The sequence below is a fragment of the Oceanospirillum sediminis genome, from assembly GCF_014164585.1.
Taxonomy (GTDB): Bacteria; Pseudomonadota; Gammaproteobacteria; order Pseudomonadales; family Halomonadaceae; genus Oceanospirillum; species Oceanospirillum sediminis.
Map to the genome: position 1 here is coordinate 18,339 of NZ_JACJFM010000051.1, position 16,356 is coordinate 34,694.

Consider the following 16,356-nt stretch of genomic DNA (forward strand, 5'->3'; position numbering starts at 1 on the left):
AGAATACTTTTTCAGGTATATATAGCGGATAACTGAAGTAATTTAAGATTGAAAATTCACCTGGATAACGGAATCTGTAATGAAGCTGACCCGAGGTCTGTATAGTGCGTTACTGACGCTGATTTCTCCTGTTTTACTATGGAAAATCAGCAAAGAAGGCACCGAGCAGAATAAATTTTCAGAGCGACTGGGCTATACCCCGGCGCTGCCTATTAAACCTGTCATCTGGCTTCATGCCGCTTCTGTTGGTGAGGTGATCGCAGCCACACCACTGATTCATAAACTTCAGCGTGAATATGAAAATCATCTGTTGCTGGTGACAACGATGACCGCAACCGGTGCCCGTCAGGCCAGAAAGGCGCTGAAGGGACAGGGGACTCATCTACTGCTGCCTCTGGATCTGCCCTGGGTCGCTTCCCGTTTTCTGGATAATGTTAAACCGGAAGTTGCGGTGTTTATGGAAACTGAGCTCTGGCCTAATCTGATTCATGGCTGCCATAAACGGGAGATCCCTTTTATTATTGCCAATGGCCGCTTGTCGGAAAAATCCATGCATCATTATCAGCATCGTATGGGGCCTGTGATTGCTGAGGTACTGAAGGAGGTTACTGCAATTGCGGCCAAGTCAGATAAAGATGCTCACAGCTTTGTTGAACTTGGTGCTCCGGCAGAAAAAGTGATAGTCACTGGAACCATTAAGTTTGATGTTGTTCCGGCGATTGGGCTGGAAGATAAAGCCAGTGCATTGCGGGAGCAGATGTTTGCTGAACGTCCTGTCTGGGTTGCAGGCAGTACTCATCCGGGAGAGGACGAGCGCATTCTTGCTGCTCATGATCTGGTCAGGGAGCGCTATCCGGATGCTGTGCTGATTCTGGTACCTCGACACCCTCAGCGCTTTGACAGTGTGGCTGAACTGCTGGAGCGGGAAGAGGTCGCGTTTACCCGCCGCTCTTCTGATAACGACTTTACTGATGAACACAGTGTATTGCTGGCTGATACCATGGGCGAGCTGATGCTGATGTATGCGATGTCTGATGTTGCTTTTGTGGCGGGTAGCCTGAAGCCTGTCGGAGGGCACAATCTTCTGGAACCTGCCTGTCTGAGTAAACCGGTATTATCCGGTGGTTACCTGTTCAACTTCCAGGATGTAGCAGATCTGTTTGATGAGCAGGAGGCTCTGATCCGGTGTGATGACAGTGGTGATTTGTCTCAGCAGATAACAGACCTGTTGAGTAATGATGAACGCAGAGAAGAGATGGGACAGAAAGCCCTGTCCGTTGTTGAGAAAAATCGAGGGGCACTGGAGCGGCAATTCCAGCTGATCCGTACCAGCCTGATAGCGGCAGAACAGAGGAAAAATGAGTCAGAACAAGCGCAAACAGTTGAAGAGTAAGGCCGTTAACCGGTTACTGGTGCCTTTTCTGTCATTTTGCAGTAAGCAGCCATTACCCCGTTTACATCGTTGGGGGCGATGGTTAGGACAAGTGCTGTATTGGATGAATGGGCGTAATATCCAGGTGACCCGAACCAATCTTGCTCTGTGTTATCCTCAATTGTCAGATGATGCCCGGGAACAGAAAGTCAGAGCCAGTACTTTACAGACCGCAAACATGGGACTGGAGCTGGGCTGGAGCTGGATGATTCCCTTTGATCAGCTGATCGCATCTGTGCGTCAGGTGCATGGTCAGGAGTATCTGGAAGCGGCTAAGGCTGAAGGCCACGGAGTGATTATCCTGGGGCCTCATCTGGGCAACTGGGAGGTATTTGGTCTGTTTCTGAGTCATCACTATGAGATGACGGCCATGTATGCTGTGCCCAAAATTGACGCACTGGATAAGATCATTACTGATGGTCGTAGTCGCTCCGGCATGCTGATGGTACCAGCCAGTATGAAAGGTGTGGCTAAGCTGCTTAAGCAGCTGCAGAAAGGTGAGCTGGTAGGTAATCTTCCTGACCAGGAACCGGATGATCCTTCCGGCGGTGTGTTTGCGCCTTTTATGGGGGTTGAAGCATTTTCCCCGAAACTGGTGACACGGCTGATCAGCAAAACCGGAGCCCGTGTGGTGGCTGGTTTTGCCAGGCGACTGCCGGATGGACAGGGTTTTGATATTCACTTTATCCCGGCTGATGAGCGGGTGTATGACAGTGATGATGTGGTCGCGGTGTCTGGTGTGAATCGTATGGTTGAAAACCTGGTTGAACTGGCTCCGGATCAGTATCAGTGGGAATATAAACGCTTTAAACGTCGGCCAGAAGGCCAGCCTGGTTTATATCCCAGACGAAAATAGTGTTCAGGTCAGGTACTTCGGTGTCTGTTACCGGTACAGATAAAGAAAAAGGCAGTGCCTTCGGGCCTGCCTTTTTCCGTTTTACTTACTGTCCTGAAAAATCAGATCAGGGTCAGCGCCGCCAGAATGTCGGAGTAAAGAGCACCAGTAGGGTGAAAATCTCCAGACGTCCCAGCAGCATGGCGATAATCAGAATCCATTTCGCAGTATCCGGGATATTGCCGTAGTGGGATGCTACTTCTCCCAGACCCGGCCCCAGATTGTTCAGTGCAGAACCAACGGCTGACCAGGCGGTAACCTGATCCAGCCCGGTAGCCAGCAGGCCAATCAGCATGACCACAAACAGCATCAGATAAACCGAGAAAAAGCCCCAGACGGCTTCAATCACCCGGTCTGGTACGCTGCGGCCGCCGAGTTTGACCGGAATGATCGCATTAGGGTGTACCAGCCGCTTAATCTCACGCATGCCCTGTTTCAGAATCAACAGGATACGAATGACCTTCATACCACCACCGGTAGAACCGGCACAGCCCCCGACAAAGGCAGCCAGAAATAAAGTGAAGGGCAGCACACTGGGCCACTGAGAAAAATCGGCTACGCCAAAGCCTGTGGTCGTGGCTACAGAAACCACTTCAAAGATGCCGTAACGCAAAGAGGCCATAGGGTCATAGGTCTCTGTCAGCCAGAGTACGCCACCGGCACTGGCTGAAATAACCAGCAACAGGAAGAAGAAAAAACGGAATTCAGGATCGCTGGCATAATGGGCAAAGGAACGCTCTCGCCAGGCAATAAAGTGCAGGGAGTAATTGACCGCTGAGATCAGCATAAAGAAAACACAGATGCCTTCAATTAACGGACTGTCGAAGTAACCGATACTGGCATCATGGGTTGAAAAGCCACCAATGGCAACCGTGGCAAAGCTGTGACTGACGGCGTCGAACAGGCTCATACCGGCCAGCCAGTAAGCTCCGGCACACAGAATGGTCAGGCTCAGATAGATATACCAGAGCGCTTTGGCGGTCTCAGTGATACGCGGTGTCAGTTTGTTATCTTTGACAGGTCCTGGAGTTTCGGCCCGGTACAGCTGCATCCCACCGATACCTAGCATCGGCAGAATCGCAACGGCCAGTACGATGATACCCATCCCCCCCAACCACTGCAGTAGCTGGCGATAGAACAACAGAGACTCTGGCAGCAGATCCAGTCCTGTAATCACGGTTGCTCCTGTAGTGCTGAGGCCAGAGATTGATTCGAATGCGGCATCGGTAAAGCTCAGTCCGGGGTGCTCAGCCAGATACATAGGAATAGCACCGAACAGACCCAGTACGGTCCAGAACAGTACGACCACCAGAAAGCCATCACGGGTACGCAGTTCTTTCCGGACCCGGCGCACCGGTAACCAGGTAAAGAAGCCGGTGAAGAAGGTAATGGCCATGCCGGTAATAAAAGCGACATGGGCACCATCTTTATACAGCGCTGACAACAGAATAGAAGGCATCATAGTGAAGCTGAACAGCATCAGCAGAATGCCCAGAATACGCATCGTAATTACGATATTCATAGAGGCTGATTAACCTGTTTTGTGGATCAATCGATTAAAGATGACCAGAATATATACCTGAACAAAAGTGTGTTGATATTCTGCATAGCTCTACCGGAGAATACGGCGGTGTTAAACAGATACACTGTTGTTCAGGTGCTTAATCCCATCAGAAAAATGCCAGACCCACCTGGAACAGGCGTTCAACTTCCCGGATCTTGCGCTTGTCGACCATAAACAGAATGACATGGTCATCCTGCTCAACAACGACATCATCATGGGCAATAATGACTTCTCCGCTGCGTACAATGGCGCCGATAGTCGTGCCGTCTGGCAGGTCGATCTCCTCGATCGCTTTACCCACAACTTTAGAGCTGCGCTGATCGCCGTGTGCGATGGCTTCAATGGCTTCAGCAGCCCCGCGGCGTAGAGAGTGAACATTGACAATGTCGCCACGACGTACATGAGTCAGCAGGCTACCGATAGTCGCCATCTGTGGGGATACGGCGATATCAATCTCACCTCCCTGAACCAGATCCACGTAAGCGGCATTATTTATCAGAGTCAGTACCTTGCTGGCCCCAAGACGTTTCGCCAGCATGGACGACATGATGTTTACTTCATCGTCATTGGTCAGTGCACAGAAAATATCCACTTCGTCGATATTTTCTTCCACCAGCAGGTCTTTATTGGTTGCACTGCCATGCAGGACAATAGTGCGCCCCAGTTTTTCAGACAGTTCCTGACAACGGGGCAGGCCATATTCGATTATCTTGACCTGGTACTCATGCTCAAGTGCTTCCGCCAGACGCTCACCAATATTGCCTCCTCCGGCAATCATGATGCGTTTGTACTGGTGATCCACTTTACGCAGTTCACTCATCACTGCTTTGATATTGTGACGGGCGGCGATAAAGAAGACTTCATCATCGGCCTCAATCACAGTATTACCCTGAGGGATAATCGGACGGTTACGGCGATAGATGGCAGCAACCCGGGTATCGACATTAGGCATATGCTGGCGCAGATAACCCAGCTCCTGTCCTACCAGGGGACCGCCATAATAGGCGCGTACGGCGACCAGCTGAGCCACACCACCGGCAAAGTCCATCACCTGCAGAGCTCCCGGGTATTCGATCAGGCGCTTCACATGATTGGTCACCACCTGTTCCGGACTGATCAGAACATCAATCGGAATGGCTTCTGTGCCAAATAAACCTTTTCGGCCAGAGTAGGCGTTGGAGCGGACACGGGCAATTTTGGTAGGGGTGCGGAACATAGTGAAAGCGATCTGACAGGCGATCATGTTTACTTCATCGCTGTTGGTAACGGCAATCAGCATATCGCAATCTTCGCCGCCAGCCTGTCTCAGGACATTAGGGTAAGAGCCTTTACCCTGAACCGTACGGATATCAAACCGGTTCTGTAGTTCTCTGAGCCTGGCACCATTGGTATCGACGACGGTAATGTCGTTTTCCTCAATGGCGAGGTTCTCGGCCAGGGTGCCGCCAACCTGTCCGGCACCCAGAATAATAATTTTCATGGTTGAGTCTCAGTCCGTTGCATCAGTTAGTCTGGCTTCTGCAGTACGGCGTAAAAGAAACCATCATGGCCATCAGGCTGAGGAAACAGCTGCTGACCTGAGCCGGTTTCGATTCCGAATTCAGCGTTGACCGGACCAATCAGACTGGCGTCAGATTTAGTCACAAACTGCTGAATATTCCTTGTGTTTTCTATGGCTAAAACGGAGCAGGTAGCATAAACCATGATGCCGCCGGGTTTAAGTGTTTTCCAGAGCAACTGCAGCATTGATTGCTGTAGTTCAGCTAAGGCCGCAATATCGGTTTTACGACGCAGCCACTTAATATCCGGGTGACGACGAATGACTCCGGTGGCTGAGCAGGGAGCGTCCAGCAGAATCCGATCGAACAGCTGTCCATCCCACCAGTTGTCCAGTTGGGTAATATCGGAGCAGTGCAGTTCAGCCGATAACCCCAGGCGTTGAAAATTCTCTTCCACGCGTTGCAGTCGGTTGGCTTCACTGTCCACGGCGACGACGGAGAGAGAGGGTTCCCGCTCCAGCATATGAGCAGTTTTACCGCCGGGTGCCGCACAGGCATCCAGTACCCTTTGTCCGGGTTGCAGCTGCAGAAGATCAGCGGATAACTGAGCAGCTTCATCCTGCACACTGACCATACCTTGCTCAAAACCGGGTAAACGGGTGACATCCGTCGCTTTACTCAACCGGATTCCGTCCGGGGCATAATCGCAGGCAAAGGCATCCAGGCCCTGATCCTGCAGTAATGCCAGATAATCGTCCCGGCTGCTCTGACTGCGATTAACCCGGAGAATCATAGGTGGGTGCTGATTATTGGCATCCACCACAGCATTCCAGTGTTCCGGCCAGTCTTCCTGTAGTTGTTTCAGAATCCAGTTCGGATGGGCCAGGCGAGCGGCATCAGAGCGTTGCAGGTGTTCTGTCAGAGCGGTTTCTTCCCTCTGGAAGCGACGCAGACAGCCATTCAGTACACCCTTTGCCCAGCTTTTTTCCAGCAGCTGGGCACCGGATACGGTTTCGTTAATTGCGGCATGGGCCGGAATACGGGTATAAATCAGCTGATACAGTCCCAGCAGCAGCAGCAGATCCACATCTCTGTCTTTGGACTTAAAGGGTTTTTCCAGTAGCTGATTGCGCAGGCCTTCCAGACGGCTCAGCCAGCGCAGGGTGCCAAAACAGAGTTCCTGCAGCAATCCCCGGTCTTTTTCTGCCACCTGCTCCAGCTGAGCAGGCAGGCTGGCGGACAGAGATTCTTTCTGATTAACCACAGGCAGTAGCGCGCGAACAGCGGCTACCCGAACATTGGGACGTGCCATAATCTGATTGATGCTCCTGTTTATTCGCCCAGACGGGTTTCACCGGCGGTAAACAGTTGTTTACCTGAGTTCAGAATATCGGTAATTGCCATCGCTTTTTTGCCCGGAATCTGCAGTGTGTTAATGCGCAGTACACCTTCACCACAGGCGATCACCAGACCGGTTTTATCGGCGCTGAGCACAGTTCCAGGTGTCTGATCATGCCCGGTTTGTTCTGCCTGGGCCTGCCAGATACGCAGGGTTTCGCCATCCAGCAGTGTCCAGGCCACGGGCCAGGGATTGAATGCCCGTACGGTTCGATCCAGCTCAATCGCAGGCTTTGACCAGTCCAGCTCACCTTCAGCTTTACTCAGTTTTTCAGCGTAATTGGCCAGGTTGTCATCCTGGACTTCGGCAGTCAGGGTACCGGCAGCCAGACCATCAACGGCGTCTTTCAGTGCGTCGCCACCCTGTAAGGCCAGTTTGTCATGCAGGCTCTGGGCGGTATCGGTATCTTCAATTGGCAGATAGGTTTTCAGCAGCATAGGGCCGGTATCCAGCCCGGCTTCCATCTGCATAATGGTGACACCGGTTTCTTTATCACCCATATGAATAGCACGCTGAATCGGTGCTGCGCCCCGCCAGCGAGGTAACAGAGAGCCATGCACATTAATACAACCCAGGCGAGGAGTATCCAGTACCACCTGAGGCAGAATCAGGCCATAGGCCACCACGACCATCAGGTCCGCATTCAGAGCTGCCAATGTTTGCTGCGCCTCTTCATCTCTCAGGGTCAGAGGCTGATACACAGGAATATCCTGAGTCAGGGCCAGGGATTTAACAGCGCTGGGAGTCAGTTTCCGGCCTCGGCCAGCCGGGCGGTCCGGCTGCGTGTATACTGCGATAACTTCATGCGGAGTCTCCAGTAGTGCTTCCAGAGAGCGAGCAGCGAAGTCGGGTGTACCGGCAAAAATAATGCGTAAAGGCTGAGTGGACATGGGATCTCCATAACGAGATCAGGCCAGCGTAGGCTGGCCTGATAAAAAACAGGGAATGAATACAGATCAGGCCTGGCGAACCAGTTCACGCTGGCGTTTTTCCATAAGCTTACGTACACGGTTACGTTTCATGGTTGACAGATAATCGACAAACAGTTTGCCATCCAGATGATCAACTTCATGCTGAATGCAGTGGGCCAGCAGTCCATCGGCTTCCATTTCATAAGGGTTGCCGTCACGATCCAGTGCTTTCAGGTTTACTCGCAGATGGCGTTTTACGTCGGCATAGTATTCCGGCACTGACAAACAGCCTTCCTGCATCATTTCAGTATCACTATCAATCGGTGTGTATTGCGGATTGATCAGTACATAGGGCTGGTCCTTATCTTCAGATACATCCATCACAATAATACGCTGGTGGATATTTACCTGAGTAGCAGCCAGACCAATTCCTTTCGCGTGATACATGGTTTCAAACATGTTATCGATGATATGACGAACATCATCGTTCACTTCTTCAACAGGTTTCGCGACCGTCCGCAGACGGGCATCAGGAAATTCAAGGATCTGATACAGTGCCATGATGAGCCTTTCACGTGAAAATTAGCTGAGATTTTGTAGTCAGAATACTGTGTTCTGATCAATTTGACTGGTATTGTAGGTGGCTGGTTCCACTGTAGCAACGCTCTTTGTTACCAGAAAGCCACGGATACCGGCTTTCTCTGCGGTTTTGACCGCATTTTCAGAGATCTGAGAAAGGATACATGGATATGTCTGATGCCCCTGTCCTGCCGCAAATGACGGCAGATACCTCTTTATCTGTTTCTTCATCAGAAAATATCGAAACGATGCAGGCCCTGAGAATGCTGGCGCTGAGTCAGGTTCATGGCTTTGGCAGCGTGCGCCTGAAAAGTTTCACCGAACAGATTCAGCAGCAAACCGGTTGCTCTGTGACGGATGAGACATTCTGGCTGGAAGTGATACGAACCCTGCCTTACCTGATCAAGGCGCAGAAAGGGCTGACAGAATGCCTTAAACGCCTGGAGGCGCCGTTTACAGTCCACTGGCCAGAACGGGATCAGATACTGCACTGGCTTCAGCATGATAAACACCGGTTAATCTGTCTGGGACAGGAAGCTTATCCCTGGTTGTTGCAGCAGATCCCGGACCCGCCTGCGGTGTTGTTTCTGGCAGGCAATGCAGAATTATTACATCTGCCACAGCTGGCAATTGTCGGCTCCCGAAAACCTACTGCCAGCGGTTTTAACGATGCTCGCCAGTTTGCGCAGGCGTTAGCGGAACTGGGCTGGACGATTACCAGTGGGCTGGCAGATGGTATTGATGCTTCTGCACATCAGGGAGCCTTGCAGGTCGGTGGTGCTACGGTTGCTGTACTGGGTACCGGTATCGACCGGGTTTATCCGGCGCGTAATAAGGGGCTGTTTGAACAGATCTGGCAGCAGGGTGTGCTGGTCAGCGAGTATCCTCTTGGGACACCTCCCAGAGGGCCTAATTTTCCGAAACGTAACCGCATTGTCAGTGGCTTAAGTGTCGGTGTTCTGGTGGTGGAAGCTGCGTTAAAAAGTGGTTCCCTGATCAGTGCCCGGCTGGCGGCAGAGCAGGACAGAGAGGTGTTTGCTATTCCGGGTTCAATTCATCAGCCGCAGAACAAAGGTTGCCATCAGCTGATTAAACAGGGTGCTAAGCTGACAGAGAATGTCGAAGACATTCATGCTGAGCTGCAGCACTGGTTTAAAATGGCCTGTGATCCTGAATCCGGTACGCTCAATGCCATGTACCGCCCTGAACAGGCCTGTCTGTTCCCGTCGACGGCTACCAGTACAACACCTGTGGTGCCTGCAGCTGATGGTGAAGAAAAAACTGCTGATAAGCCGAACCCGATTATAGCTTCAGGAACTTCCGGCACTGAGTCTCCTGCACAGCCTCATGCTGAATCTGAGCCTTTCCCTGAGATTGCTGAGCAATATCAGCCTCTGATTGCAGCGATCAGAAACGGAGCCGGTCATGTGGATGCTCTTGTGATGGCGACAGAGTTGTCTGCTACAGAAATACAGACGCAATTGCTGATGCTGGAGTTACAGGGCGTCCTGGTGCAGAAAGAAGGACTCTATCAGTTAAACCGGGGCTAATGTCAGAGCCAGAACAGGGCAGAAACTTTTTCTGTGCTGTGTGTTCCTATACCCCGGTGTATTTCTGTAATCTGGATGGATTCATGTGGATATCATCAGGGTTTTTATCATTCTGGCCTTCCGATTATAGTAAGAGACTGGTGCGACGCATTCTTTCATCTGTGGGGATTTTTCTGTGACAACACAATACCATCTTCAGGCCATGGAACAGGCAGTACATACCTTGCAACAGGGTGGTGTCATTGCCTATCCGACCGAAGCGGTCTGGGGGGTGGGGTGTGATCCTGCCAATACGCAGGCGCTGGAAAAGCTGATGGCACTGAAAGCCCGTGATCCCAATAAAGGGGTCATTCTGATTGCGGCCAGTACGGATCAGGTACTGCCTCTGATGACAGAGATTACCCCGGAACAGCAGGGGCGTCTGGATGAAACCTGGCCAGGCCCCAATACCTGGCTGGTGCCGCCATCAGGTCGGGTTCATTCTCTGGTTAAAGGCCAGCACCCTCTGGTCGCAGTCCGGGTTACGGCACACCCGTTGGTACAGGCGTTGTGTCAGGCGTTTGGTGGTGCCATTGTTTCCACTTCCGCTAATCTGGCCGGTGAGGCTCCGGCAATGTCTGCGCAACAGGTTACAGATTATTTTGGTGAGCAGCTGGACTTTATTCTGCCCGGAGAGCTGGGTGGGGCTGACAATCCCAGTACGATACGTAATCTGCTGACCGGAGAAACCCTGCGTCCGTAAGGTGGCATTGTGATCCTGTGCAATAGCTTCTAGTATGGGGCCCCATTAAAATAAGCCCAATTTACTGCGTTTTTATCTGCCTGTTATGAGCGATATCTGCCCGAATCGTATCAGTCAGACAAAGACGGAAGCGGACAGGAGAGTGCTATGAGTGCGGTCGATTTTGATGCCGTTAAACGTTATCTGATGGGTCTTCAGGATCGTATCTGTGAAGGACTGACCGATGAAGATGGTCAGGTCGGCTTTATGGAGGATAACTGGCAAAGGGAACAAGGCGGTGGTGGCCGCACCCGCCTGATTACCAATGGTGGTGTGTTCGAAAAAGGAGGGGTGAACTTCTCCCATGTCTTTGGTGGTCAGCTACCGCCCAGTGCATCGGCTGTACGCCCTGAACTTGCAGGGCGTAGTTTTCAGGCCGCAGGCGTTTCTCTGGTTATGCATCCGAAAAACCCCTATGTACCAACCTCTCATATGAATGTACGTATCTTCGTGGCTGAAAAAGAGGGAGAGGAACCCGTCTGGTGGTTTGGTGGTGGTTACGATCTGACCCCTTACTACGGTTTTGAACAGGATTGTGTTGAATGGCATCAAACCGCAAAGAAAGCCTGCGATCCTTTTGGTGAGGATGTCTACCCACGTTATAAAAAATGGTGCGATGAGTACTTCTTCCTGAAGCACAGAGATGAAGCCCGTGGTGTCGGTGGTCTGTTTTTTGACGATCTGAATGAGGGTGGCTTTGAGCAGTGTTTCGAGTTTACCCGTGCTGTAGGTGATAGTTATCTGGAAGCTTATCGCCCGATTGTTGCTCGCCGTAAAGCGACACCGTTTGGTGAGCGGGAGCGTAAATTCCAGTGCTATCGCCGGGGACGCTATGTGGAATTTAATCTGGTGTTTGACCGGGGGACCCTGTTTGGTCTGCAATCCGGTGGCCGTACAGAATCGATTCTGATGTCTCTGCCTCCAGAAGTACACTGGGATTATGGCTATGAACCTGAGTCGGGGACTCCGGAAGCGGAACTGTATGAGACGTTCCTGCCACATCGTGACTGGGTGTAATCATCCTCTGACCTGTTTTTCTATCTTATTCTTATTGCCGGAATAGATGGCGGTGCCTGTGGAGTGTCTTTACCAGACGGCAGGTACCGTAAAGGGTTGTTGTTCGGTTTCTGTTGAATAACAACAATCATCTGTTCCGGACAACCATCGGAGTAAATTATGGCTCGTTTGCAGATTGCCTATATCATGGATCCCGTATGTGGCTGGTGTTATGCCGCCTCACCCATTATTGACCAGTTACGAGCAGAATATGGTGACAAACTGCAGTGGCAGGTATATCTCGGCGGGTTGATGCCTGAAAGCCGGGTGCTGGGGCCCAGATTCCGGGACCATATTCTGACTGCCAGCCATCGTATCGAACAACTGACCGGGCAGACCATTGGTGCCGGATTTAAAGCCTTAATTCAGACACCGGATAGTGCTCTGGACTCCCGGCCTTCCAGTATCGCTATTCGCGAACTGATTCTGCAGGGAAACATGGAACACACACTGGATTATATTCAGCGCTTGCAGAATCATCACTTTCGCGATGGCTGTACCCTGACTGAAGCTGACATTCTGCTGGGAGCCGCAGAAGGCCTGTTGGAAGATACATCCAATTTGAAATACCTGCTGGAAACACCGGCCTGTTGGGATAAAGAAACAGAAGCGCTCTTTATGCAGGGGCGCAACATGCTTACTGCCGCAGAGGGGCAAGGTTTTCCAACTCTGGCGATTAAGTATCGGGGCCGTTATCAGAAACTGGGGCATGAAATGTATTACGACCGCCCGGAAGCGCTGGTTGCTGAACTGGCTGCTGTTGTGGCTGAAGTGACTGAACAGCCTGGTGACTGATCATTTTCTCTTATTAATCAACAAGATGTTATCTGCAAGACACCGCTAATACGCCTGAAAGGACACCCTATGACAGACCGTTATGCCGTTTTTGGTAACCCTATTGCTCACAGTAAATCCCCGCAGATTCACACTGCTTTTGCTGCTCAGACAGCCCAGAATCTGAGTTATGACGCCTTACTGGCACCGGTGGATGATTTTGCCGGTAGTTTTCATCAGTTTCTGAGTGATCAGGGCAAAGGGGCTAATATCACAGTGCCTTTTAAGCAGGATGCCTTTGAGCTGGCACAACAACTGACCGAACGGGCTCAGCGGGCTGGTGCTGTGAATACTTTGTGGCAGGATGAACAGGGTGTGGTGCATGGTGATACTACAGATGGTGTCGGTTTAGTTCGGGATCTGACTGAAAATCAGTTGGTCAGCCTGCAGGGTAAGCGTGTGCTGATTCTGGGCGCCGGTGGTGCAGTACGGGGTGTGATTGAACCGATACTGGCCCATGCTCCACAGCAACTGGTGATCGCTAACCGTACCGTCAGTAAAGCAGAACTGCTGGCTGAACTGTTTGCTGACCTGGGTAATATCAGCGGTTGTGGTTTTACCGATCTGAACGGACAGGCATTTGATGTGATAATCAATGGTACTGCTGCCAGCCTGGCCGGTGAGTTACCGCCGCTACCGGAGGACCTGCTGGCAGAAAAAGCAGCCTGCTATGACATGATGTATGGCAAAGAGATTACGGTATTTAATCAGTGGGCGCTGGATCATGGTGCTGATAAAGCCATTGATGGGCTTGGGATGCTGGTCGAGCAGGCTGCAGAGTCATTTCGTATCTGGCGTGGGGTTCTACCGGATACGAAAGCGGTTATGGCATCACTCCGGGAACAGCTGAATCAGGGCTGAGTGCGGTATCTTTCACTTTCAGTATTCAGTATAAAGCGGCTGTTTCTGACGATCCTCTTTAATTGGCAGAGAAGTCAGAACAGCGGCTTTTGCTATGTGAAGATGAAGCTGGTGCAGAAAAGACTATTTTCTGCGATACAGCCCTACCAGACAGGCTATCAGTCCGGCCATAGATAGCAGGATACCGGAGTTGACCAGTAACGGATGGCGTTCTGAGAAAGCCACAAAGATCGTATTGCCCTGAATACACTCACCTGTCCGGTAATCGAAGCCCTGATCCGCCGTAATACAGGCCTGTGCATCCATCAGTTCAGACCAGTAAGCGGACATCATAATGATGGAAGGTACTGTCATCAGTAATAAGCCTGCGATGACCCAGGGGTTGCGAATGGAAAAGTTCAAACCGTATATATCCTGTGGAAAGCTAAAACCCGGTTAACAGATATAACAGGCCGGGACAGCCTGTTATATCTTACTGAGCAAAGAGTAAAACGGATCAGGCTTTACACTGAGGGCTGCGTCCCTCGGCTCTGGCCTGTTCAAAATAAGGCATCACTTTAGCCATGCGTTTGTTCAGGTCATTAATACGGCGTTTGTTCGATGGGTGAGTAGACAGGAATTCTGGCTGAGCTTTACCACCTGCTTTTTTCCCCATATTCTGCCAGAGGGTTACCGATTCTTTCGGATCGAATCCCGCTTTAGCCATCAGATCCAGTCCCATCGCATCCGCTTCACTTTCCTGAATACGGCCAAAAGGCAGAGAGATACCGACCTGAGCGCCGACACCCAGCAGAGCAAAAATCTCCTGTTTGTGTTTTACGTCGCCACTGAGCTGATAGGCTGCTGCCATCGCTGTCTGAGTGGCAAAAGCCGTTGATACTCTTTCGTTACCATGCTCAGCCAGTACATGGGCCAGTTCATGACCAATGACTGCTGCCAGCTGGTGCTGATTTTCAGCTACTTCCAGCAGACCGGTATAAACGCCTACTTTGCCGCCAGGCAGTGCAAAAGCATTAACCTGTTCCGAATCAAAAACCACCACCTCCCAGTTGGAGATACCGTATTTGGCCGGAACCTGCGCAATGACCTTCTGTGCCACGCAGTTCACGTAACCGTTTGTTTCCCCGCTTTTACTGGCCGGGGTATCTTCTTTCATCTGAGCGAAAGACTGAATACCCATCTGATTGATCTGTGTGCTCGGGAAAAGTTTCAGCTGGCTACGGCCAGTGGGAGATGTGCTACAGCCTGCCAGCACCAGGCTGGATAATCCCACCAGCATAGAGATTTTAATCCATGTGTTATTCTTACTGATCTGCATTGTTCTGCACCTGCATACTGAAAGGGTTTTATTGCTATTATCCGCAATCAGTGCGAAAAGTTCAGCCTGTTCTCTGGTCTTATTTATTGAAACCGATTAACAGGGGCAGGATATTCTCAAAAGGACAGATAAAAAAGCCCCGGTATCTGTTAAATACCTGGGGAAGGATCGGATGGTGATTACTCAGGCCTGAATAAGAGGCTGATCAGTTGATCTGGTAAATCTGCCTGTTATTGCAGACGCTGACGGAGTTTGTCTTTCTGTTCATCGGTCAGCACGGTCATAATCTCCTGCATCATCGGGATACCCTGCTGCATACGGTTCTGTATCAGCTGGACTTTTTCCGACATCATACTGTTCAGCGTCGTTTCATCGGCACCATCCAGCAGTGCCAGCATAAATTCTGCTTTGTGGTCACTCATCTCTTCACGCTGATCAGCAAATCCTTTACGGTGTTTTTCGATGATGCTGCGAATTTCTTTATGCTGACTGCGGCTAAGATCCAGCGCTTTAAACATATCCCGGTCCATCAATCCACCGGGATGAGCAAAGCCTGCTTTCTGCATCGACATGTGGCGGTTCTGATGGCAATCTGATCCTGCAGCTGAAGCCAGAAAAGGTGTGCTCATCAGTATGGCGGCCAGAGTTGAAGCTAACAGTGATTTTTTCAGGTTCATGGTGCGTGCTCCTGCTGTTTATTTGATGAGACCAGTATAGGGAGTACAGTGCAAAGTGTGTGTCAGCAGGGCGTAAAGGCTGTGTAAAGAGCAGGGCTGAGTGATTCAGTACTGCTCTGGGAGTGTCGGCTGTTCTTTTTCTGTTGCTCAGCCGGTAAAAGAACAAAGCAGATAGGTGCTGTGGTATCGCTGATAACCTGTTATTCAGGTTCAGCAGCTACAACATAAAAGCATATCAGTAGTTCTCAGCGATATGCTGATCTTTCAGTTTGACGTAGTTACCGGCTGTATAGGTAAAAAAGCTACGCTCTTTATCGGTTAGCGGACGTTTTTTCTCTACCGGTCTGCCAACATAAAGATAACCGGATTCCAGAGTCTTACCCGGTGGTACCAGGCTGCCAGCGCCGATAATCACCTCATCTTCGACAACGGCACCATCCATTACCATTGAGGCCATACCCACCAGCACTCTGCTACCAATAGTACAGCCGTGTAGCATCGCCTGATGGCCAACCGTAACGTCATCGCCAATGATCAGAGGAAAGCCGTCCGGATTAAAAGGGCCGGCATGGGTAATATGCAGGACAGAACCATCCTGTACACTGGTACGGGCACCGATCCGTATTTTATGCATATCACCCCGAATCACGGTTAACGGCCAGACTGAGCAATCATCACCCAGTTTTACATCCCCCAGTACCACAGCGGAAGGATCAATAAATACACGCTCACCCAGTTCTGGTGTGGTGCCCTGATAGGTGCGAACGGACAGGCTGGAATCAGACATAAAGCCCTCAAAAATAACTCAGATGAATCGGATAACCAGTACCGATTATACATAGTGGAGCAAAAATATTTCGAGACTCCCGGATTGCACAATAGTATGCGTTACCATAGCGTACTTCTTTGTTTGTAACTATTCAGCTGCCCGGTCAAAGATATCTGGCAGCTGCCCACAAAATAACAGGGTTAAGGCATTACTTGCTGATACCGATTGTTT

The 16,356-nt window shown here is 50.8% G+C and carries 16 protein-coding genes; 7 read left to right on the forward strand and 9 right to left on the reverse strand.

Annotated elements, in window-relative coordinates:
- Positions 1 to 79 precede the first annotated feature (79 nt).
- Positions 80 to 1,393 carry a lipid IV(A) 3-deoxy-D-manno-octulosonic acid transferase gene (gene waaA, locus H4O21_RS22290; RefSeq protein ID WP_182811411.1) on the forward strand — a complete coding sequence of 438 codons (1,314 nt, stop codon included), beginning with the start codon at positions 80 to 82 and terminating at the stop codon, positions 1,391 to 1,393.
- A complete protein-coding gene (locus H4O21_RS22295; RefSeq protein WP_182811414.1) occupies positions 1,359 to 2,288 on the forward strand; it encodes a lysophospholipid acyltransferase family protein in 930 nt (309 codons plus the stop codon). Before waaA ends, H4O21_RS22295 begins: the two co-directional genes overlap by 35 nt.
- Positions 2,289 to 2,400: 112 nt before the next feature.
- On the opposite strand, the gene H4O21_RS22300 is transcribed toward H4O21_RS22295, so the two are convergent.
- The 5 genes from H4O21_RS22300 to def all read right to left on the reverse strand — a co-directional run bounded on the left by H4O21_RS22300 (position 2,401) and on the right by def (position 8,261).
- The gene (locus H4O21_RS22300) at positions 2,401 to 3,849 is read right to left on the reverse strand and encodes a TrkH family potassium uptake protein (RefSeq protein ID WP_182811417.1); all 1,449 of its coding nucleotides are present in this window, start codon (positions 3,847 to 3,849) and stop codon (positions 2,401 to 2,403) included.
- A 148-nt stretch (positions 3,850 to 3,997) separates the two neighbouring features.
- The gene (gene trkA / locus H4O21_RS22305) at positions 3,998 to 5,371 is read right to left on the reverse strand and encodes a Trk system potassium transporter TrkA (protein ID WP_182811420.1); all 1,374 of its coding nucleotides are present in this window, start codon (positions 5,369 to 5,371) and stop codon (positions 3,998 to 4,000) included.
- Between the two features lie 26 nt (positions 5,372 to 5,397).
- A complete protein-coding gene (rsmB, locus tag H4O21_RS22310; RefSeq protein WP_182811422.1) occupies positions 5,398 to 6,702 on the reverse strand; it encodes a 16S rRNA (cytosine(967)-C(5))-methyltransferase RsmB in 1,305 nt (434 codons plus the stop codon).
- 20 nt (positions 6,703 to 6,722) lie between these two features.
- Complete coding sequence (fmt, locus tag H4O21_RS22315; protein ID WP_182811425.1) at positions 6,723 to 7,679, reverse strand: methionyl-tRNA formyltransferase; 957 nt, start codon at positions 7,677 to 7,679, stop codon at positions 6,723 to 6,725.
- A gap of 66 nt (positions 7,680 to 7,745) precedes the next feature.
- Positions 7,746 to 8,261 carry a peptide deformylase gene (def, locus tag H4O21_RS22320; protein ID WP_182811427.1) on the reverse strand — a complete coding sequence of 172 codons (516 nt, stop codon included), beginning with the start codon at positions 8,259 to 8,261 and terminating at the stop codon, positions 7,746 to 7,748.
- A gap of 188 nt (positions 8,262 to 8,449) precedes the next feature.
- Between def and dprA the strand changes: the two genes are divergently transcribed.
- The 5 genes from dprA to aroE all read left to right on the forward strand — a co-directional run bounded on the left by dprA (position 8,450) and on the right by aroE (position 13,361).
- A complete protein-coding gene (gene dprA / locus H4O21_RS22325) occupies positions 8,450 to 9,829 on the forward strand; it encodes a DNA-processing protein DprA (RefSeq protein ID WP_182811430.1) in 1,380 nt (459 codons plus the stop codon).
- A 175-nt stretch (positions 9,830 to 10,004) separates the two neighbouring features.
- Positions 10,005 to 10,571 carry an L-threonylcarbamoyladenylate synthase type 1 TsaC gene (gene tsaC, locus H4O21_RS22330; protein WP_368737582.1) on the forward strand — a complete coding sequence of 189 codons (567 nt, stop codon included), beginning with the start codon at positions 10,005 to 10,007 and terminating at the stop codon, positions 10,569 to 10,571.
- 147 nt (positions 10,572 to 10,718) lie between these two features.
- Positions 10,719 to 11,627 carry an oxygen-dependent coproporphyrinogen oxidase gene (gene hemF, locus H4O21_RS22335; protein WP_182811432.1) on the forward strand — a complete coding sequence of 303 codons (909 nt, stop codon included), beginning with the start codon at positions 10,719 to 10,721 and terminating at the stop codon, positions 11,625 to 11,627.
- Positions 11,628 to 11,786: 159 nt separating this feature from the next.
- Positions 11,787 to 12,461, forward strand: coding sequence for a DsbA family protein (locus tag H4O21_RS22340; protein WP_182811434.1), 675 nt, complete (start codon positions 11,787 to 11,789; stop codon positions 12,459 to 12,461).
- Between the two features lie 69 nt (positions 12,462 to 12,530).
- Complete coding sequence (gene aroE, locus H4O21_RS22345) at positions 12,531 to 13,361, forward strand: shikimate dehydrogenase (RefSeq protein WP_182811437.1); 831 nt, start codon at positions 12,531 to 12,533, stop codon at positions 13,359 to 13,361.
- A 123-nt stretch (positions 13,362 to 13,484) separates the two neighbouring features.
- Here the strand turns inward: aroE and H4O21_RS22350 are convergent, their stop codons facing one another.
- The 4 genes from H4O21_RS22350 to H4O21_RS22365 all read right to left on the reverse strand — a co-directional run bounded on the left by H4O21_RS22350 (position 13,485) and on the right by H4O21_RS22365 (position 16,143).
- Positions 13,485 to 13,763 (reverse strand): hypothetical protein, encoded by a 279-nt coding sequence (locus H4O21_RS22350; RefSeq protein WP_182811440.1) that lies wholly within the window; start codon positions 13,761 to 13,763, stop codon positions 13,485 to 13,487.
- Between the two features lie 94 nt (positions 13,764 to 13,857).
- Positions 13,858 to 14,679 carry a M48 family metallopeptidase gene (locus H4O21_RS22355; RefSeq protein WP_220495806.1) on the reverse strand — a complete coding sequence of 274 codons (822 nt, stop codon included), beginning with the start codon at positions 14,677 to 14,679 and terminating at the stop codon, positions 13,858 to 13,860.
- A gap of 230 nt (positions 14,680 to 14,909) precedes the next feature.
- Positions 14,910 to 15,356, reverse strand: coding sequence for a Spy/CpxP family protein refolding chaperone (locus H4O21_RS22360; RefSeq protein ID WP_182811443.1), 447 nt, complete (start codon positions 15,354 to 15,356; stop codon positions 14,910 to 14,912).
- A gap of 235 nt (positions 15,357 to 15,591) precedes the next feature.
- Complete coding sequence (locus tag H4O21_RS22365; RefSeq protein WP_220495807.1) at positions 15,592 to 16,143, reverse strand: gamma carbonic anhydrase family protein; 552 nt, start codon at positions 16,141 to 16,143, stop codon at positions 15,592 to 15,594.
- Positions 16,144 to 16,356 lie beyond the last annotated feature (213 nt).